This window comes from Micromonospora sp. NPDC127501 (assembly GCF_040302185.1).
In the GTDB taxonomy this organism is placed as follows: domain Bacteria; phylum Actinomycetota; class Actinomycetes; order Mycobacteriales; family Micromonosporaceae; genus Micromonospora.
Genome location: NZ_JBEORJ010000019.1, coordinates 43,520 through 61,518 on the forward strand (window position 1 = coordinate 43,520; position 17,999 = coordinate 61,518).

General features: G+C 72.6%; 19 protein-coding genes. 6 read left to right on the forward strand and 13 right to left on the reverse strand.

From position 1 onward, the window contains the following. Window positions 1–22: 22 nt before the first annotated feature. Window positions 23–493, reverse strand: a complete 471-nt coding sequence (locus ABTW72_RS30625) for a VOC family protein (protein WP_350864889.1) — start codon at window positions 491–493, stop codon at window positions 23–25. Between the two features lie 61 nt (window positions 494–554). Here ABTW72_RS30625 and ABTW72_RS30630 point away from each other — a divergent pair, with 61 nt between their 5' ends. Further along, window positions 555–1,532, forward strand: a complete 978-nt coding sequence (locus ABTW72_RS30630; protein ID WP_350864892.1) for a helix-turn-helix transcriptional regulator — start codon at window positions 555–557, stop codon at window positions 1,530–1,532. Here the strand turns inward: ABTW72_RS30630 and ABTW72_RS30635 are convergent. The 4 genes from ABTW72_RS30635 to ABTW72_RS30650 form a co-directional block, all read right to left on the reverse strand. Beyond that, complete coding sequence (locus tag ABTW72_RS30635) at window positions 1,424–2,020, reverse strand: GNAT family N-acetyltransferase (protein WP_350864895.1); 597 nt, start codon at window positions 2,018–2,020, stop codon at window positions 1,424–1,426. The two genes, ABTW72_RS30630 and ABTW72_RS30635, sit on opposite strands and share 109 nt — an antisense overlap. Next, the gene (locus tag ABTW72_RS30640) at window positions 2,017–2,541 is read right to left on the reverse strand and encodes a GNAT family N-acetyltransferase (protein ID WP_350864898.1); all 525 of its coding nucleotides are present in this window, start codon (window positions 2,539–2,541) and stop codon (window positions 2,017–2,019) included. The genes ABTW72_RS30635 and ABTW72_RS30640 overlap by 4 nt, the downstream gene beginning before the upstream one ends. A 466-nt stretch (window positions 2,542–3,007) precedes the next feature. After that, on the reverse strand, window positions 3,008–4,582 hold the full coding sequence (locus ABTW72_RS30645) for a glutamate synthase-related protein (protein WP_350864900.1): 1,575 nt from the start codon (window positions 4,580–4,582) through the stop codon (window positions 3,008–3,010). Window positions 4,583–4,670: 88 nt separating this feature from the next. Further along, entirely contained in the window at window positions 4,671–5,801 is a 1,131-nt protein-coding gene (locus ABTW72_RS30650; RefSeq protein WP_350864903.1) for a peptidoglycan recognition protein family protein, read from the reverse strand. A gap of 186 nt (window positions 5,802–5,987) precedes the next feature. Here ABTW72_RS30650 and ABTW72_RS30655 point away from each other — a divergent pair, with 186 nt between their 5' ends. The 3 genes from ABTW72_RS30655 (at window position 5,988) to ABTW72_RS30665 (ending at window position 9,586) form a co-directional block, all read left to right on the forward strand. Then, on the forward strand, window positions 5,988–6,458 hold the full coding sequence (locus ABTW72_RS30655; RefSeq protein ID WP_350864906.1) for a DIP1984 family protein: 471 nt from the start codon (window positions 5,988–5,990) through the stop codon (window positions 6,456–6,458). A gap of 359 nt (window positions 6,459–6,817) precedes the next feature. Then, window positions 6,818–7,972 carry a mechanosensitive ion channel family protein gene (locus tag ABTW72_RS32770; RefSeq protein WP_502892271.1) on the forward strand — a complete coding sequence of 385 codons (1,155 nt, stop codon included), beginning with the start codon at window positions 6,818–6,820 and terminating at the stop codon, window positions 7,970–7,972. 276 nt (window positions 7,973–8,248) lie between these two features. Further along, entirely contained in the window at window positions 8,249–9,586 is a 1,338-nt protein-coding gene (locus tag ABTW72_RS30665) for an MFS transporter (protein WP_350864909.1), read from the forward strand. A 45-nt stretch (window positions 9,587–9,631) separates the two neighbouring features. Here the strand turns inward: ABTW72_RS30665 and ABTW72_RS30670 are convergent, their stop codons facing one another. The 4 genes from ABTW72_RS30670 to ABTW72_RS30685 form a co-directional block, all read right to left on the reverse strand. After that, the gene (locus ABTW72_RS30670) at window positions 9,632–10,018 is read right to left on the reverse strand and encodes a VOC family protein (RefSeq protein ID WP_350864912.1); all 387 of its coding nucleotides are present in this window, start codon (window positions 10,016–10,018) and stop codon (window positions 9,632–9,634) included. Beyond that, window positions 10,015–10,740, reverse strand: coding sequence for a hypothetical protein (locus ABTW72_RS30675; protein ID WP_350864914.1), 726 nt, complete (start codon window positions 10,738–10,740; stop codon window positions 10,015–10,017). The genes ABTW72_RS30670 and ABTW72_RS30675 overlap by 4 nt, the downstream gene beginning before the upstream one ends. A gap of 188 nt (window positions 10,741–10,928) precedes the next feature. Further along, window positions 10,929–11,345 (reverse strand): YchJ family protein, encoded by a 417-nt coding sequence (locus ABTW72_RS30680; RefSeq protein ID WP_350864916.1) that lies wholly within the window; start codon window positions 11,343–11,345, stop codon window positions 10,929–10,931. Window positions 11,346–11,368: 23 nt separating this feature from the next. Continuing rightward, complete coding sequence (locus ABTW72_RS30685; RefSeq protein WP_350865006.1) at window positions 11,369–12,136, reverse strand: SGNH/GDSL hydrolase family protein; 768 nt, start codon at window positions 12,134–12,136, stop codon at window positions 11,369–11,371. Window positions 12,137–12,224: 88 nt separating this feature from the next. Here ABTW72_RS30685 and ABTW72_RS30690 point away from each other — a divergent pair, with 88 nt between their 5' ends. Then, entirely contained in the window at window positions 12,225–12,884 is a 660-nt protein-coding gene (locus ABTW72_RS30690; RefSeq protein ID WP_350864918.1) for an MBL fold metallo-hydrolase, read from the forward strand. Window positions 12,885–12,953: 69 nt separating this feature from the next. Here the strand turns inward: ABTW72_RS30690 and ABTW72_RS30695 are convergent, their stop codons facing one another. The 4 genes from ABTW72_RS30695 to ABTW72_RS30710 all read right to left on the reverse strand — a co-directional run bounded on the left by ABTW72_RS30695 (window position 12,954) and on the right by ABTW72_RS30710 (window position 16,566). Continuing rightward, window positions 12,954–14,054 (reverse strand): magnesium and cobalt transport protein CorA, encoded by a 1,101-nt coding sequence (locus ABTW72_RS30695; RefSeq protein WP_350864920.1) that lies wholly within the window; start codon window positions 14,052–14,054, stop codon window positions 12,954–12,956. Window positions 14,055–14,238: 184 nt separating this feature from the next. Then, window positions 14,239–14,850, reverse strand: a complete 612-nt coding sequence (locus tag ABTW72_RS30700; protein WP_350864922.1) for a class F sortase — start codon at window positions 14,848–14,850, stop codon at window positions 14,239–14,241. 86 nt (window positions 14,851–14,936) lie between these two features. Then, window positions 14,937–15,422 carry a hypothetical protein gene (locus ABTW72_RS30705; RefSeq protein ID WP_091406610.1) on the reverse strand — a complete coding sequence of 162 codons (486 nt, stop codon included), beginning with the start codon at window positions 15,420–15,422 and terminating at the stop codon, window positions 14,937–14,939. A 310-nt stretch (window positions 15,423–15,732) separates the two neighbouring features. Continuing rightward, a complete protein-coding gene (locus tag ABTW72_RS30710) occupies window positions 15,733–16,566 on the reverse strand; it encodes an ArsR/SmtB family transcription factor (RefSeq protein ID WP_350864924.1) in 834 nt (277 codons plus the stop codon). Window positions 16,567–16,712: 146 nt separating this feature from the next. Here ABTW72_RS30710 and ABTW72_RS30715 point away from each other — a divergent pair, with 146 nt between their 5' ends. Then, window positions 16,713–17,981, forward strand: coding sequence for an MFS transporter (locus tag ABTW72_RS30715; protein WP_350864926.1), 1,269 nt, complete (start codon window positions 16,713–16,715; stop codon window positions 17,979–17,981). Window positions 17,982–17,999: the final 18 nt, after the last annotated feature.

A 17,999-nucleotide genomic window follows, 5' to 3' on the forward strand; every position in this document is an offset into this window, starting at 1 on the left:
CAGTGAGCTGGGCGAACGCCGATCAGTCGAGGCAGAACTCGTTGCCCTCGGGATCGGCCATGATGAGATGGCCGGCGCCCAACGGGGGAGCGGGTTCGTGCCGACTGAGCCGCTTGGCACCATGCGAGACGAGCCGTTCGGCTTCGGCCTCCAGGGCCGCCATCCGCTCGTCACCCTCCAGCCCGGGGGCTGCGCGTACGTCGAGGTGGACGCGGTTCTTCACCTGCTTGTGCTCCGGCACCCGCTGGAAGAACAGCCGCGGTCGCGAGCCGTCGGGGTCGACCACCGCCGACGCGTCGTTGCGGTTCTCCGGCGGCACACCCATCGCCTCCAGCGCCTGGTCCCACGACTCGAAGTCTCCGGGTGGTGCCTGCACCTGGTAACCGAGCGCCTCGGCCCAGAACGTGGCCAACGCGGCCGGGTCGGCGCAGTCGAACGTGATCTGGACGTCGCGGGTCACGGCGGATCCCTGCTTCCTGTTCTGGTCGGTCATGATCCCAGCCTCTCGCGGATAGCGGACAGGTCTGTTCCGCTATCCGTGCAACGATCGACGGGTGACAGTCGAGGCGACGACCGAGCGGGTGCTGCGCCTGCTGGCGTTGCTGCAACGACGACCGTCCTGGACGGCCGCCGAACTCGCCGCCGAGCTGGGAGTCACCGGCCGGTGCGTGCGCCGCGACGTGCAGCGTCTGCGGACGCTCGGCTACCCGGTGCGCGCGGTGTCGGGCGTCGGCGGTGGCTACCAACTCGGTGCGGGCACCCGACTGCCGCCGTTGCTCCTCGACGACGAGGAGGCGATCGCCACGGCGGTGTCTCTGCGGCTCGCCTCCGGGGGCACGATCGCCGGAGCGAGCGAGGCGGCGCTGCGGGCACTCGCGAAGCTCGACCAGGTGATGCCGTCGCGGCTCCGCGCCGAGGTACGGGCGGTGCACGGCTCCACCGACACCCTCATCGGCCCGGTCGCCGAGATCGACGCGGAGCTGCTGGTGACACTCGCCCGGGCCTGTCGGGACGGGGTACGCGTGCGGTTCCACTATCCCGGCCGGGACGCTGGTGAGCGGGAACGGACGGTCGAGCCGATCCGGATGGTCACGACCGGCCGCCGCTGGTATCTGATGGCCTGGGACGTCGACCGCGCCGACTGGCGGACGTTCCGGCTGGATCGGATGCGGGCTGCGGTGGCAATGACCTGGCGTTTCCCGGCGCGCGAACACCCGGATCCGGTCGTCTTCGTGCAGCGGGCCGTGACCGGGGCGCCGTACCGCTACCTCGCCCGGGTGCGGGTGAACGCCCCACCGGAGCGGTTGCGGGAGGTGATCCCACCGCAGGTGGGGCGGGTCGAGGACGACCGCGACGGATGGTCCGTGCTGGTCGTCGGCGGCGACAACCTGGACGGGCTCGCCGCGCACCTCGCCCGCCTGGATCACGAGATGGAGGTGTTGGAGCCTCCCGAGCTGCGCGAGGCCGCAGGCCGGCTCGCCCGTCGCCTGGCGGTGCTGGCCGGTGCGACGTCGGAGCCCGGCGCGCGGTGACGCAGCGTGTAGTGGCGCAGCGACACCGGGCTGCCGTCGGGAGCGGTCCATGGTGCCGTGCTGGTGCCGACGCACCGCCATCCTGCTCGCTCGTACAGCGCGGCGGCCGCGGTGCCACCGGCGGCCAACTCCAGCACCAGGTCCGTTGTGCGTTTGTCCGCCCACTGGCGGGCCCGGTCCAGCAGCGCGCTGCCCAGCGCCAACCCACGGGCTTTCGGCACCACGAAGAGACGAGCCACCTCTGCCGTCGGCCGGCCGGGCGGCCCGTCCACCTGATCCGGGATCCGATGCACCGCGACGTGTCCGACAACGGCCGCGTCAGCGTCGACGGCGACCCAGGCTCGCGCCGGGTGCGGCTCGCGCAGCCAGCGGTGCGGGTCGGCGGGCCAGTTCAGCGGGTACCCGTCGATCCGGTGAACCTCGGCGAGCGCCGCGACGCAGCCGTCCAGGTCGGTGGCGCGCCGCCGACGGACAACGGGTCGGTTCACAGGTCGTCGAACGGGCCGGCGTAGCGGAACTCGCCCCGGATCGACTCGCGCCACGCGTGCAACGGTCGAGCCATGAAGTACTGCGGTCCCCACGGCTGCGGCGGGGTGACGCCCAGATCGATGGCCGGCCGGAACCCGAAGCGCGGGTAGTAGTCGGGATGCCCGAGCAGGACCACCAGCGGTTCGTCCCGCGCGTCGGCCGCGCCGAGCACCGCGTGCATCAACGCACTGCCGACCCCGCGTCGTTGCCAGTCGGGCAGCACGCCCAGCGGCCCCAGGCCCAACGCCACCGGCGCACCACCCACCCGGCCGCGGGTGGCCACCACGTGCCCCACCACCTGGCCGTCCGAGTCGGTCGCCACCAGGGAGTACGGGGGCAGCCAGTCCTCGTCGGCGCGCAGCGCGTCGACGAGGGTCGCCTCGACCGGTACGCCGTCACCGCCGTCGGCCTTGGCGAAGGCTGCGGAGTGCACCGCCCGAATGGCGTCGACGTCAGCGGGTGTCTCGCGTCTGATCAGCACCGCGCCACCATACGGGTGCCCTCGGCAGCTGTTCCACGCGTTATCCCGTCGAGTGCCGACGACGCGGCCCGCCCACCGAGGCGCCTCACGGCAACGATCGTCTGGAGGTCTCCGGCTTCGCGGCCGTACGGCGAAGCGCCGGAGCGGCGCGGGCCGTTCGGTCGCCGATCCGGGGGCTGTCGCCGCACCGACGGCAGTGGGCATGTCGCCAAATCCCTCATCAGCGAATATGCCTCCCGGTCGGAGGCCAGCTCGCTCGGAGCCCAAGTCGGTCCGAGGCCGGGCGCGGCTTGGTGGGCAAGCCCGGTCCGAGGTCAGGCCCCGGCTCCGGCCGAGGCCAAGGTGGGTTGGCGGTCAGGGCTGGTCCGTTGCCGGCGGGTCAGAGCCTGGGTCCGGTCGGAGGCCGGGGTGGCTTTGCGGCCAGGTCTGGTCCGAGGTCAGGTTCGAGCCCAGGTCGGGCGCGATCTCAGCCGACGGCGGTGGCGGAGGGCGGGGCGCTGCCGCCCTGTGGTGCCTGCGGGACCATCAGCCGGATGATCTCGGCCTGGTCGGCGGCCGAGGGCAGCCCCCATTCCGGTCGGTAGCCGTACACCTCGTGCAGTGGGGTGGAGCCGGTGCGGCCGTCCAGGATCTCCACGGCGTCGGTGCCGATCAGGCCGGGGTGTTCGACGCCGCACGCCTCGGCGACCTTGGTCAGGTCGCGGCGCAGCGTCCGCAGGTAGTTGGCCGCCCGGACCGACTTCAACGTCGGGTCCAGGCCCCGGGCGAGCCACGTGTTCTGGGTGGCGACGCCGGTGGGGCAGGTGTCGGTGTGGCACTTCTGCGCCTGGATGCAGCCGATCGCCAACATCGCTTCCCGACCGACGTTGACCAGGTCGCAGCCGAGCGCGAACGCCACGATGGCGTTGTCCGGCAGGCCGAGCTTGCCGCCGCCGACGAAGACCACCTGTTCGTGCAGATCGTGCTCGGCGAAGATCTTGTACACCCGGGAGAAGCCCTGCTGGAACGGGAGCGACACCGAGTCGGTGAAGATCAGTGGTGCGGCCCCGGTGCCGCCCTCGCCGCCGTCGACCGTCACGAAGTCCACACCCCGGCCGGTGTCCCGCATCAGGGTGGCCAGCTCCTGCCAGAAGCCCAGGTCACCGACCGCCGACTTGATGCCGACCGGCAGACCCGTCTCGGCGGCCAGCAATTCCACCCAGTCGAGCAGGCTGTCGCAGTCGGAGAACTCGGCGTGCCGGGACGGGCTGACGCAGTCCTGACCGGCCGGGATGCCCCGGGTGGCGGCGATCTCTGCGGACACCTTCGCCCCGGGCAGCAGCCCACCGAGGCTCGGCTTGGCGCCCTGGCTCAGCTTGATCTCCAGCGCCCGCACCGGTGCGCCGGCAACCAGGTCCTTCAGCCGGTCGAGGCTGAACCGGCCGTGCTCGTCGCGGCAGCCGAAGTACGCGGTGCCGAGTTGGAAGACCAGCTCACCACCGTTGCGGTGGTACGGCGACAGGCCGCCCTCGCCGGTGTTCTGAAGGCAGCCGGCGAGCGCCGCCCCCTTGTTGAGCGCGGTGACGGCGTTGCCGGAGAGCGAGCCGAAGCTCATCCCGGAGATGTTGACGACCGACTCCGGTCGGAACGCCCGAGCCCGTCCCCGTGCCGCGCCGAGCACCTTCGCGCAGGGCAACCGCACGTCGTGCCCGGCGGTCGGTGACGACGGCGGCACGGCACGGCCGAACGTGCGGTGCTTGATGATCGGGTACCCGGCGGTGTACTCGATGTCGTTGTCCGTGCCGAAACCGAAGTAGTTGTTCTCCTGCTTGGCCGACGCGTACACCCAACGGCGCTGGTCGCGGGTGAACGGCCGCTCCTCGTTGTTGCCGGCCACGATGTACTGCCGTAGCTCCGGCCCGATCGTCTCCAACAGGTAGCGGGCCCGGCCGAGGACCGGAAAGTTGCGCAGCAGCGCGTGGTCGCGCTGGATCAGATCCCGCGCGGCGAGGGCCGCGACGGCGGCGGCGACAGCGGGTACGGCTCGACGGGCCCAGGTCATGACCGGGACTCTTTCCGCCCGGGCGGTGGATCAAACCGGTGAGCTGGCTGGTGGCGGTGCGGGTGTGCCCCGCACCGCCACCACGCGCTCAGCGGTGCCGGAACGACTCGCGGACCGATCCGCCGACGACCGTGCACCACGTGCTCGTGCTGAGCTTGCCGTTGCGGGGCAGCCCGTGCAGCGCCTGAAGGTCCTGCACCGCCCTGCGGGTGGCGTGGTCGTACGCCCCGGTGACGGCGACCGCGTACCCCTTGGTGGCGAGGATTTCCTGCACGGCCGTGACCGGCGCTCCGGCCTCGTGCTGGTCCAGCTCCGGCGCCAGCGTCTCCCAGGTCGGGGTGGTGAGCGTGGCGTCCACGTCCACCGCGATGCCGTTGCGGGCCTGCCAGTCCTGCACTGCCGCGACGGTCGCGGCGTCGAACGTGCCGCTGACGGTCACCGGGTAGCCCTGGTAGGCGAGCAGGTGCTGCACCACCCGGACCGAGGGGGAGTTGACGAAACGCCACAGGTCCGGCCAACGGCGCGCCGGCACGTCACCGAGCTTGGTGCCCAGGGCGGCGTGCACCCGCCGCCGCAGCTCGGGGAACTGCCGATAGAAGGCCGCGCCCGGGCACTCGGTGGTGCGGAAGTCCCAGTGGCCGAAGATGTCGTGCGCGTGCAGCCCGTACTGCCGGCAGATCGCGACGCAGAGCTTGACCAGCGAGTCGGTCAACGCCTCGGGTGGCGTCTCGGTGACGTAGGTGCCCTCGTTCTCGATGCCGATGGCCCGGCCGTTCTCACCCGGGCAGTGCGCCGAGATCATCTGCCGGTCGCCGGCTTCGAGGCGCTCCAGGCTGCCCCGGCGGCCCTCCAGCACGTACCCGCCACGGCTCACCGTGAAGTGCTGGCCGGTGTCCGACCAGCCGTTGCCGTCCATGTGCAGGTCCTGGCAGTCGTGGGCCAGTTTGACCGCCTGCTCGCGGGAGTAGTCGGTGACGTTGGGGAACGCCATGTGGTGCACGATGATCTTGTTGGTGGCGATGGCGCTCACCGACAGCGGGTCCTTCGGCGGGCGGGCGGCCCACTCGTCACAGCTGATGATCCAGTCCAGGTCGGTGCCCGGCGCCGCCTGCGCCGCGCCCGGGAAGGCGAGTTCGCTCCCGACGACGGCGACCGTGGCGGCGCCGAGACCGGCTCGCAACAGCGTCCGGCGATCCACTTCGGAATGGTCGACGTGCATTGCATCTCCTCCTGCGGCCGACGGCGGGGGGATGAAAAGTAGCTCCAGTGGCCGCACGTACTCCGGAGAATATTGCCAACACTCGTCCGCGCGCTAGAGGGCGCCCACCTGCAACGGGCAGCCGGAAAACCGGTCGGCCAGAAGATCAACCTTCCGCTAACCTGGCCGCTGACTCGGGGGTGGAAGATGAAACTTGGTGAGGCGCTGACCGAACGCGCCGAGGCGGCACGACGGGTCGAGCAGCTGCGGGCCCGGATCAACGGCAGCGCCCGGTACCAGGAGGGCGAGCAGCCTCCGGAGGACGCCGCGGTGCTCCTGACCGAGTTGGACCAGGTCCTCGACAACCTGGAGACGCTGATCCGGCGAATCAACCGGACCAACGCCACGGTGCCGGTCGACGACATCGGCACGCTCACCGACGCGTTGGCCCGGCGGGACGTCCTGCGACTGCGGCACGCCGCCGTCACGGCGGCCGCCGACGCCGCCGCCGGAAGCGGGCGTGGTCACCTGACCCGGCAGCTCCGCTCCGAGCTGAAGATGCTCGCCGCGTTGCCGGTCGCCGAGCTTCGGGAGCGTGCCGACCGACTCGCCGGGGAGCTCCGGCAACTCGAGGTGCGGATTCAGCGCACCAACTGGGAGGCTGACCTGCTGGACTGAGCGACTCCAGCAGCGATGTGGAGCAGGTAGCCGTCGTGGAGGCGTGTACACACAGGGCCGGGCTGTAACCCCGGCACCCTTCTTGGCGCGCGGTGGGCAGCGCGGGGTTCGACTCCCCACGCACGACGCAGCCCAGCACCGAGGACAGGTGACACCGCAACACGCACACCTCATCACCACGTACAGATCCTCGACGGCGAGGGCGGGTTCGGGGCACTCCACATCGGCGCGGCCGGGTGCTGTCCGCTCACCAGCACCCGGTCATCAGGGCGGCCCTGCCTGGTCGGCGTTTCCGCGCGTCGGCTCGGGGGTAGGTCCGGGGCTGACCGTTCCGGCTGCCCCATTTAAGGAATGACCAGATGAGTGACAAGGTCAGCGACGCGGTGGGCGACGCTCTCCGCTCGGTGATGCTCTTCCTGCCCAAGGCCGTCGCCTTCCTGGCGATCCTGGTGGCCGGATGGCTGATCGCCAAGGCCGTACTGAAGATCGTGGAGAAGGTCCTCGAACGGGTCGGCTTCGACCGCGCCGTCGAACGCGGCGGCATCCGCCGTGCGTTGAGCCGCTCCCGGTACGACGCCAGTGACATCGTCGCGAAGCTCGTCTACTACGCGGTGCTGCTGTTCACCCTTCAGCTCGCCTTCGGCATCTGGGGCCCGAACCCGATCTCCGACCTGCTCGGCGCGGTGATCTCGTGGCTGCCCCGCGCCTTCGTCGCGATCGTCATCGTCGTGGTCGCCGCCGCCATCGCCAACGCGGTCAAGGACATCATCAGTGGCGCGCTCGGCGGCCTGTCGTACGGCCGGGTGCTGGCCACCATCGCCTCGGTGTTCATCCTCGGCCTCGGCGTCATCGCGGCGCTGAACCAGATCGGTGTGGCCACCGCGGTCACCACTCCCGTGCTGATCGCCGTGCTGGCCACGATCGGCGGCATCCTCGTCGTCGGTGTCGGCGGCGGTCTGATCCGTCCGATGCAGAGTCGTTGGGAGTCGTGGCTGACCCGCGCCGAGCAGGAGTCGCAGCTGATCGCCGAGCACGCCCAGGCGTACCGGGCCGGTCGCCGCGACGCTGAGGCCGAGCTGGCCCGCCGCTCGGCCACCACCAGCGGCGCGGAGGCCACCCAGGTGGTGCCCCGGCCGGCCGACGCCGACGCCACCCAGGTGGTGACCCGGCCCACCGACCCGGAGGCCACCCAGGTCGTCCACTTCCCGGTCAGCTCCGACGCCACCCAGGTGGTCGACCGCGGCGCCGTCGACGACGTTACGCCGACGCCGACGCCGACGCCGACGCCGACGCCGACGCCGACGCCGACGCCGGCCCGGCCCTCCGCGACCGACGACACGACCCAGGTGGTCAGCGGCTCCGCCGATTCGGACGTCACGCAGGCGGTGGGCACCGGCGTCGACCCCGACGCCACCCAGGTGGTCACGGGCGGCACCGATCGCGCGGTGCCCGGGCAGCGCACCAGCGACGACAGTGAGACCACCACTGTCATTCCGCCGATCGACCGGCGCTGACACCAGCGGTACGGCGGCGGGGCGGGATCGATCTGATCCCGCCCCGCCTCTCGTTGTCCGCCCCGCCCCGCGCCGCCCTGCCTCACCCACCCCGCCTCACCCACCCGGCACGGTTCGCGCTGCCCGGCACGCCGAAAGCGCTGGCCGCGGCCGCGCCGGTTGTCTAGCATCGCGGGCATGACCTGGCGACATTGATCCAGCAGCGTCGGCCGATCCCGTGGGCCACCACGGGCACCGCACGTCCGGTGTCCGTCTCCACTCCCACGGGAAGGCCCCATGACCCCCATCGCTTCGCGCGTGCCCGAGCCGGCGGCCCGTCGGCTGACGGCGACCCTCTACGGGTACGCGTTCCTCAGTGACCTCGTCCTGCTCTACCCGCTGTACGTGGTGTTCTTCGCCGACACCGGGCTGTCGGTGGGGCAGATCGCGTCGCTCTTCGTCATCTGGTCCGCCGCCGGGATCCTGTTCGAGGTGCCCTCCGGTGCCTGGGCCGACGTGCTGTCCCGCCGGCTGCTGCTGTGCCTCGCCCCACTGGTGGCCGCCGCCGGCTTCGCGCTCTGGGTGCTGCTGCCGTCGTACCCGGCCTTCGCCGTCGGCTTCCTGCTCTGGGGCGCCGGTGGCGCACTGGTCTCCGGCGCGCTGGAGGCGTTGGTCTGGACCGAACTGGACCGGCTCGGCGCTGTCGACCGGTACGCCCGGGTGCTCGGGCGGGCACGGACGGCGGGGGTGCTGGGCGTGGTGGTCTCCGGAGTGCTCGCCGGCCCGGCGCTCGCCGTCGGCGGGTACCCGGTGGTCGGCGCGGCCAGCGTGCTCGCCTGCGTGCTCGCCGCGATCGTCGCCACCCGGTTCCCGGAACACCGCGAGCCCGCCGCCGCACGCGTTCCGGTCGCCGAGCCGGTGCTGGCCGCCCGGCCGATGGGCGCGGCACCAACCCGGCAGGACGAGCCGGACACCGCCCCGCCCGCGAGCCCGGACGACGATGGTGACCTGGGGTGGTGGGACACGCTGCGGGCCGGAGTGTCGCAGGTCCGCACGCGCCCGCCGGTGCGGGCCGCCGTGCTGCTGGTGGCCGTGGTCGCCGCCGACTGGGGTGCTCTGGACGAGTACACCCCGCTGCTCGCCCTGGACACCGGCGTCGGCGCGCAGGCCGTACCCCTGCTGCTCCTGCTGCTCTGGGCGGGAGTGACCGTCGGCGGGCTGCTCGCCCCGGCGGGGGAGCGGCTGGGCGGCCGAGGCTACGCCGCGCTGCTGGGTCTGGTCGGCGTCGCGCTGGCCGCAGGTGCCCTGCTCCGGCATCCGGCGGGGTTCGTGCTGCTCGCGGTGGCCTTCGGCGCCGCGCAGTTGGCCACCGTGCTGGCCGACGCGCGACTCCAGGCCCGGATCACCGGCACCAGCCGCGCCACCGTCACCTCCCTGGCCGGGATGGCCACCGACGTGCTGATCATCGTGACGTACGCCGGCTACGGTCTGCTCGCCACGGCGGCCGGCAACGCGGTGGCGTTCGCGCTCACCGCCGGGGCGTACCTCGTGGTGGCGCTGGTGCTGCTGACCCGCCAGCGCCGGACGGTCGTGCCCGTCGGCGTGGCCGCGGCTGTGCCGGCCGGCCCGGACTGACCGGGGCCCGGCGGCGGCCTCCTCGGGCCGCCGCCGGGCCGCACGTCATCCGGCCATGTGCAGAAACGACCACTGGTGGCCGTCGAGGTCGCGGAAGCCGCGCATGTACATCGGCCCGTCTGTCGTTCCCGGCCCGAGCGACTCCCCGCCGGCGGTCGCCGCCTGGTCGACCAGTTCGTCGACCTGCCCTCGGCTCGACGCCGACAGCCCGACGATGACCTCCCGGCTGGTCGCCGTGTCCGTCGTGGCGACCCCGGTGTACGCCTCGAAGCCCGAGCGGAGGTGCAGCACCAGCCGGGTGGTGTCGGAGATGGTGAGCACCATGCTGTCGCCGTCCGGCTCGGCCTGGTCGCTGGTGAAGCCGATCGCCCGGTAGAACTCGGCCGCGGTGGTCAGGTCGCGCACCGGCAGGTTGATGAATGTCATGGTCATCGGTGGTCTCCGTCCGTTTCGAGCAACACCTTCAGCGCGGCAAGCCGGTCCCGCCAGTACGCCTTCAGTTCCGCGGCCTGCTCGGCTCCGGTCAGCTTCTCGTGCAGGACGTTGACCCGGGCCTTTGACTCGCCGACAGCGTCGATGCCGACGACGATCCGGGTGGGGCCTCCGGCCCAGTCGGCCCGGAAGCTGCGCGGCTCGGTGGCGGTGCGGACGCGCACCTCGACGTCGGGCAGCCAGCGGGTGCGTGCCGTCTCGTCGGCGAACGCCGCGAACAACCGCAGCGCCGGCACAGCCACCGTCCGGCTCGCGCTGGCCTCGAAGCCACCGCCGCGTCGTTGACCCGGCGCGCGCAGGCCGCGTGCCTGCTCGTACCCGACGGTGATGGTCTGCGCCCACCAGCCCGGCACCTCGTGTTCGGTGACCAGGTGGCGGGCGATCCGGGTGTGCGTCCACCCGGTGGCGGACGCGGCGTCGAGCAGGGCGAACCACTCGTCCCAGCCGCGGCCGGTCCGGGCGCGGATCAGGTCGTCGGTGATCCGCTCGGTCTGCGCCGCGGCAGCCGCTGCGGTCGGGTTCGTCCGCGCTGGCGGGGACGAGGCGGTGGACGCCGGCTCGGCGGCCCGATCGATCAGGTGCCGGCGGGCGGTGGTGTAACTCTCGCCGGTCTTCTCCATCCGGGCTCGGACCCGGGCCTTGAACGATCTCTGGGTGGTCATCACATGCTCCCGGTCAACGGCACGGTCACCGGGACTCACGCTCCCGCCGACCCCGCCGGAGTGGGGCATGTGGCACCACGTCCCGAGGGCTCCAGGCCCCCTTTGCCTCCGCGTTGCCGGCGGCGTGAGCGCCGGGAGGGAGGTGCGGCGCAGGACTACGCCGACGTCATCCTACGCCCAAACACCCGTCAGGGTTGGTCACCGTCGAGGTAGACCCACCGGCCGTCCTCGCGGACGAACCGGCTGTGTTCGGTCAACGTGCCGGGCCGGCCCGCGTCCCGGTAGTGGGCGTGGAAGGTCACCGTGCCAACGGTGTCGAGCAGGCCGCCCCGCTCGGTCTCCACGATCTCCAGCCGGGTCCACCGCTGCCCTGGGTCGAGCTCCAGGGAGGCGGGCCGGGTCGAGGAGTGCCAGCTGCGCAGCAGGTAACCGGAGTCCCCGAGGGCGAAGGCGCTGAACCTTGAGCGCATCAACGCCTCGGCCGTCGCCGGGGCGTCGCCGCCGTGCGCCGGCGCGCAGCAGTCGGCGTACGCCCGACCGGAGCCGCACGGGCACACCCGTCCCGTCGTGGTGTTCGCCCGCCGACGTCCCGCACCCTTACCCACGTCGCCATCCTGCCGCACCTGCTCTAGTCCAGCGGCACCGGCAGCGGCACCGGCCGCTTGGCCACCCGGTCGTCGCCCGACGAGCGGCCGCGGAGGTGCCGGGCCATCCAGGGCAGCAGGTGCCGGCGGGTCCAGGCCAGCTCGGCGCCGAACACCTCGCCGCGGCGCCGCCGGGGTGCCGGCGGCAACGGCAGCGTCCAGGAGTCGTCGAACCCGGGCAGACCCGCCGTGTACGCCAGTGCGGCGGCGATGCGCTCGTGCCCGGCGCTGTTGGCGTGCAGCCGGTCGTCGCTCCACAGCCGGGGATCGGAGGAGACCGGGTGGGCGCCCAGGTCGAGGAGGGTGGCGCCGGTCCGCGCGGTGGCAGCCCGCAGCGCCTCGTTGAGCGCCAGCATGCGACCACGCAGCGGCCGGGCCAACGGCATCACGGGTGCCGGATCCGGCATCGTGAAGGTCAGCACTGTGGCCCCCTGCTCGACCAGTGCCTGCTGCATCGCCGCGACATCCCCGGCGACCTGGTCCGCGTCGAAGGAGGGGCGCAGCACGTCGTTCATGCCGGCGACCACGGTGGCCAGGTCGGGGGCCAGGTCGAGGGCGGGCTGGAGCTGCTCGGCCCGGATCAGCGCGGTGGTCCGGCCCCGGATGGCCAGGTTCGCGTATTCCAGACCACCCTGGGCGCGGGCCACCGCCAGGGCGAACCGGTCGGCCCAGCCCCGGTAGCCGCCGACGCCGTCCGGGTCGTCGAGCCCTTCGGTGGTGCTGTCACCGATCGCCACGTACCGCTGCCACATCACCCGCGCGAGGTTAGCCCTCCGTCAACCCAGGCGGAGCGCCGGTCGGCCGAGAACGACAGTTGACGATCGCTCCTAGACTCGCGACATGACGCGAGCCCCTGCGGTGCCACTGGCCCCGAACGTCTGGCGTATCCCGACCGTGGGCCGCTCGGCCGTCAACTCGTACGCCCTCGTCGACGACGACGGCAGTGTCACGCTTGTCGACTGCGGGCTGGCCAAGGCGCCGGCCCGGATCGTGCGCGGGCTCGCGGCGATCGGCAAGGCGCCATCGGACGTCACCCGGATCGTGCTCACCCACGCGCACCCCGATCACGCCGGCGGAGCGGCGGAGTTGGCCCGCCGCACCGGCGCCCCGGTCGCGGCGCACGCCGCCGACCTGCCGTACGCGCAGGCGGGTCGCGCGCCGGTCAGCGACCCGGCTGTGACCGGCGGGCGGCTCTTCGCCCGGCTCAACAGCGGCCGGTTTCCGGCGGTCGAGGTGGCGCAGCCGCTGGCCGACGGGGACCTGCTCGACGTCGGTGGTGGCCTGCGGGTGGTGCACACCCCCGGGCACTCGCCCGGGCACGTGTCGCTGCTGCACGAGCCGACCCGCCTGCTGATCACCGGGGACGCGTTGTTCAACGTGCTCGGCGTCCGGTGGCCGATGAAGTGGCTGTGCAGCGACTTCCAGATGACCCGGGAGACCGCGCACGTCCTCGGCGAGTTGGATTACGACCTCGCGGCCTTCACCCACGGCCCGAGCTGACCGACAAACCCCGCGACCGCATCCGCGCCTTCCTCTCCGCGCGCCGCTGAACAGCCCGTCGGCGGGGGCTCACAGCCAGCCGGAGCGGCGGAACAGCCGGTACAGGAACAGGGCCGCCGCCGCCATCAGGGTGAGGGCCCCGGCGTAGCCGTAGCGCCAGGCCAGCTCGGGCATGTGGTTGAAGTTCATGCCGTAGACGCCGGCGATGCCGGTCTGGGTGGCCGCGATGGCCGCCCAGGCGGCGATCTTGCGCATGTCGTTGTTCTGCTCCACGGCGAGCTGCGCCAGTCGCGACTGGACGATCGAGGTGAGCAGGTCGTCGTACGCGGCCACCCGATCCACCGCCCGGCTCAGCCGGCCGTCGACGTCGACGAACCAGCGGTGCAGGGCACGCGGTGGGCCATCGGGTTCGAGCAGCGTGCGCATCGGCGCCTGCAACGGCAGGACCGCGCGCTTGAACTCCACCACCTCCCGTTTGAGCTGGTAGATGTGCTGGATGTCGACGGCGCGGTCGCGGGCGAACACCGCCTCCTCGACGCGCTCCAGGTCTCGTTCCACGTGCCCGGCCACCTCCAGGTAGGAGTCGACCATGCGGGCGCAGACCGCGTACGCCACCGCCCACGGCCCGGCGGCCAGCAGCGCGGGGCGGCGCTCGATGTCGGCGCGGACGCTGCGCAGCGCCCCGGCGGCGCCGTGTCGCACCGTGATGGCGAAGCGGTCACCGAGCAGCACCATGACGTCCCCGGTGTCGATCACCTCGGAGGTGTCGGTCAGCTCGTCGTGCTCCACGTACCCGGCGGTGCGCAGGACCAGCAGCGTGACCGGCCCCTGGCGCTGCACGGTGGGCCGGTGCCCGTCGGCGAGCGCCTGTTCGACGGTCAGCTCGTCGAGGCCGAAGGTCTGGCCGACCGCGGCGAGCACGGCCGGGCCTGGATCGTGCAGTCCCAGCCACACGAAGGCGTCGCGGCCGTGCCGCGCCCGGGCGTACGCGTCGGCGTAGTGCGGTTGACCGGGTTCCCGCCGCCCGTTGACGTAGACGGCGCAGTCGACCACGGCGTCCGGGTTGGACCGGCGGGGGGTGGGGGAGTCGCCCTCGACCCGTCCGAGCAGTCGCCGGGCCAGGGCGCGTACGCCTCGACCCGTCCGGTCCCGTACCGGTCGCTGATCCACCGCGTGCCTCCCCCTCGCCGGCGCACCGTCCCGATCAGGGGACGGTGCCACCGCATTCTGCCGACCGGGGTCCGGCCCCCGACAGCGGGGAGTCGGCTGCGGCGCGGCTCAGGCGGTGCGGCGCGGCTCAGGCGGTGCGGCGCGGCTCAGGCGGTGCGGCGCGGCTCAGGCGGTGCGGCGCGGTTCAGGCGGTGCGGGTGGCGAAGACGACGACGTTGTCGACGTAGTTGCCGGTGGCGGCGTCGAAGCGGCCGCCGCAGGTGATCAGGCGCAGCCCGGCGGCGTCGGCCGGGCCGTAGACCAGGGTGGTGGGGAAGTGCTCCTTGGGGTACGCCCGGACGTCGTCCACTGTGAACGTGGCGATCCGTGCGTCGGCGCGGGTGACCTGTACCTGCTGCCCGGCGCGGAGCCGACCGAGGTCGAAGAAGACGGCCGGGCCGGACGGTGCGTCGACGTGTCCCACCAGGACGGCGTTACCGGTCTCACCGGGGCTGACCCCGTGCCGGTACCAGCCGGCGAGGGTGGGCCGGTCCAGCGGCGGTACCTCCAGCACCCCGGCGGCGTCGGCGCCGACGGGGACGATGTCGGCGCGTACGTCGATGGCGGGGATCTGCACCCGGACCGGCGCGGCGGGTGGCAGCGGCGCCAGGTCCGGTGCGGGGTGGGTGCGGGTCGGCGCGTCGGCCGACGGTCGTGGTGGCCGCGCGGGGTCGGCGGTGAGGCCGACGGTGATCAGCCCGAGCCCGGTCACGCCGAGCAGGGCGACCACTGCCGGTAGGGTCCGCCGCCACCACACGTGTGCACCTCCGTACCGGATCGTCGGGGTGCCCGCACCGGTGTCACCGGCGCGGGCACCCGTCTCAGGGATGGAACGGCCGCCGATCAGGCGACAGTGGACACCGGACGGCGCCGGCGGATCAGGATCACCGCGCCGGCGAGGGCGGTGCCGAGCAGCGTGCCGCCGGCGGCGAGAGCGCCGGTGTCACGGTTGTCGCCGCCGGAGCCGGCCGGCGCGCCGCCGATCGGGGTGACGGCGAAGGTGGCGGTACCGGCCGAGCTACCGTCGCCGCAGGTCGCCGCCACCGTGTACGTGCCCAGGGTGAACCCGGCGGTGAAGAGCTCGGCGCTCAGCCCGCCGCCGGCGGCGGCCGTGGTGGATCGGACGTTCTGGTCGCGGTTGGGGCCGGTGACCCGGAAGAGGGCGTCACCCGACTTCGGGTTGCAGGTCGTCGCGGTGAGCACGACGGTCCCACCGACCGGGGTGGTGGCCGGTGACACCGTGGTGTCGGCCAGTGCGGCGCCCGGCAGCAGGAGCGTGCCGAGGCCCACGCCGAGCGCCGCCGAGCAGAGTGCTGTTGAGACCTTCATACGCGTCTTCCCTCACTTTTCGTCCGCTGACTGCGTGGGACGTCGTTCGGGTGGCCAACTCCGTGACTAGCACCGGTGTGCCCAACACTAGGTGGGTTGGGTCCTCGATCAGGTGAAAATGAGAAATCCTCGTTGCCGTCACGTGTCCACCCGAAGGCGGGGAGAGCTGCGGAAAGGCCCGGACGGCCCGACCGGCACCGGTGCTCCGATCGATGTCTGCTCCGGCCGGGCTGTCGTCGCTGGGCCGATGGCGAGGTATTGCCGAAGACGGCGGAAATGCACCCCCTGGCCGACGTGATCCGGGCTCGGGTCAGCGGGCCTGGGCCTGGGTCGGGTCCGGCATCGGCTCGCCGGTCTCCAGCAGCGTCTTGAGGCTGGCCAGCAGCTCGGGCCAGCCGCCGCTGCCGTCGAGTTGGCCGCTGATCGCCCGGTGCATCTCACTGTCGGCGGAGAAGTCGTCGTGGATGACGGTGAGCCGGACGGTCGACCCGCTGTGCGGCTCGATCTCGAAGGTCACCTTCGAGCGGCGCTCACCGAGCCGGGCGGTCAGCTCCTCGGCGGACCAGCCGAAGTGCGCGGCGTGTTCGGCCTGGAAGCCGTGCCAGCTGTAGGAGAGACGACGGTACGGCTCGGCGACGAGCACCCGTTGGCCGAGGTCGCGCGGCTCGCCGTCCGGTGCGTCCTGCCACAGCACGGGTGACCCGACCTGCCAGTCCGAAACCAGCGCGACTCCACCCCAGTAGCGACGGGTGAACGCGGGTTCGGTGAGCGCGGCCCACAGTCGCTGCGCGGTGGTGGTGACGTAGGTGGTGTAGACGAAGGTCGGGCTCTCCATGGGTTGTCGCTCCAATGCGGTGGTCAGGTCGGCCAGGGTGGCAGCGCGCTCGCGGTCGTAGCGGCTGAGCCACCGGTCGGCGATGGCGTTGATCGGGGCGGCGTTGAGGTAGTGCAGCTTCTCCCGGCCGCGCCGCACGGTCGTGACGAGATCGGCCGCCTCCAGCACCGACAGGTGCTTGCTGACGGCCTGTCGGGTGCCGGCCAGCCCGTCGCAGAGCTCCCGCAGGGTCTGGCCGTTGCGCTCGTTGAGCCGGTCCAGAAGTCGACGCCGGCTGGGATCGGCCAGTGCCCGAAACGCGTCGTCCATCGACCCTCCCCGCAACAGGCAACCATTCGGTTGCTTGCCAAGTTAGGCAACCAACGGGTTGCCTGTCAACCTGGCAGCGGGCGGCCCTTCTGGCGGCGGGATAAATCCCCGTGCGGCCAGGGGAGACGCTGGTAGGTTCGCTCGCCGTGGCGCGGAACGTGGGAGATGGCCTGGGAACGGTGTTCGCCAAACTCTGGGCGGCGACCACGCTCTCGGCCCTGGGCAGCGGCCTGGCCACCGTCGCCGCGCCGCTCTTCGTCGCGTCGCGTACCGATGACCCGCTCGTGGTCGCCGGGGCGTCCGCCGTGGCGTGGCTGCCGTGGCTGCTCTTCGCCCTGCCCGGCGGGGTGCTGGTGGACCGGATGGACCGACGCCGCCTGATGATCGTCATCGACCTGGTCCGGGTGGTCGCGCTCGCCGTTCTGGCCACGGCGATCCTCAGCGGCCGAGGTGGGGTGGCCCTGCTGTTCGCGGTGCTGTTCCTGGTCAACACCGGAGAGATCGTGTTCCGCGCGGCGAGCCAGGCCATGGTGCCGGTCGTGGTGCCACGGCACCGCCTGGAGCGTGCCAACGGTTGGCTCAGCGGTGGCGCCACACTCATGCACAGCATGCTCGCCGGCCCGCTCGGCGGCTTCCTGTTCGCGCTCTCCGCGGGCAGCCCGTTCCTGGTCAACGCCGTCACGTACGCCCTCAGCGCCGTGTTGGTGGCGCTGATCGGCGGGGACTTCCGGGCCGCCGTCGGCGACGGGCACGCACGCCCTACCCGCTCGATGGGCGGCGAGATCGTCGAAGGACTGCGCTGGCTGGCCAACCAGCGGCTGCTGCGCACGATGGCCGTGCTGATCGGTCTGCTCAACGTGACCCTCACCGCCGCGCTCGCGGTGCTGGTGCTGCTCGCCGCCGAGCGGCTGGGACTCGGGTCCGTCGGCTACGGTCTGCTCTTCACCTGCATGGCCACCGGTGGGGTGCTCGGCGCCCTCCTCGGCGACCGGATCATCGCCCGGATCAGCGCCACCTGGACGATCCGGATCGGCCTGCTCGTCGAGGCGGGGCTGCACCTGGCGTTGGCCGCGTCCCGCAGCACCATCGTGGTCGGGTTCGCGCTGTTCGCCTTCGGCGTGCACGGCGGGCTGTGGAACATCGTGTCGAACTCACTGCGCCAACGACTGACCCCACCTCACCTGCAGGGCCGGGTGGCCAGCACGAACCTCTTCGTGGCGGCGGGCGGCAACTGCCTGGGCGCGCTCCTGGGCGGGCTGCTCGCCGCCCGATTCGGCATCACCGCGCCGTACTGGGTCGGGTTGGTGGTGGCGATCGGCGTCTCCGCCGCCACCTGGCGGGTCTTCAACCGCGCCGCGGTGGCGCGCGCGTTCGCCGACCCGCCCCCTGTCGAGTCGCCCGCCCCGGTGGCCTGAGCGCCGGTCCGGCCCATC

What these genes read in the sequence shown, in the direction of transcription:
- ABTW72_RS30650 (WP_350864903.1), bottom strand. Translation starts at nt 5,801, where the DNA reads ATGCACGTCGACCATTCCGAAGTGGATCGCCGGACGCTGTTGCGAGCC.
- ABTW72_RS30685 (WP_350865006.1), bottom strand. Translation starts at nt 12,136, where the DNA reads ATGTGGCAGCGGTACGTGGCGATCGGTGACAGCACCACCGAAGGGCTC.
- ABTW72_RS30665 (WP_350864909.1), top strand. Translation starts at nt 8,249, where the DNA reads ATGACCCCCATCGCTTCGCGCGTGCCCGAGCCGGCGGCCCGTCGGCTG.
- ABTW72_RS30645 (WP_350864900.1), bottom strand. Translation starts at nt 4,582, where the DNA reads ATGACCTGGGCCCGTCGAGCCGTACCCGCTGTCGCCGCCGCCGTCGCG.
- ABTW72_RS30710 (WP_350864924.1), bottom strand. Translation starts at nt 16,566, where the DNA reads ATGGACGACGCGTTTCGGGCACTGGCCGATCCCAGCCGGCGTCGACTT.
- ABTW72_RS30690 (WP_350864918.1), top strand. Translation starts at nt 12,225, where the DNA reads ATGACGCGAGCCCCTGCGGTGCCACTGGCCCCGAACGTCTGGCGTATC.
- ABTW72_RS30670 (WP_350864912.1), bottom strand. Translation starts at nt 10,018, where the DNA reads ATGACCATGACATTCATCAACCTGCCGGTGCGCGACCTGACCACCGCG.
- ABTW72_RS30675 (WP_350864914.1), bottom strand. Translation starts at nt 10,740, where the DNA reads ATGACCACCCAGAGATCGTTCAAGGCCCGGGTCCGAGCCCGGATGGAG.
- ABTW72_RS30625 (WP_350864889.1), bottom strand. Translation starts at nt 493, where the DNA reads ATGACCGACCAGAACAGGAAGCAGGGATCCGCCGTGACCCGCGACGTC.
- ABTW72_RS30705 (WP_091406610.1), bottom strand. Translation starts at nt 15,422, where the DNA reads ATGAAGGTCTCAACAGCACTCTGCTCGGCGGCGCTCGGCGTGGGCCTC.
- ABTW72_RS30655 (WP_350864906.1), top strand. Translation starts at nt 5,988, where the DNA reads ATGAAACTTGGTGAGGCGCTGACCGAACGCGCCGAGGCGGCACGACGG.
- ABTW72_RS32770 (WP_502892271.1), top strand. Translation starts at nt 6,818, where the DNA reads ATGAGTGACAAGGTCAGCGACGCGGTGGGCGACGCTCTCCGCTCGGTG.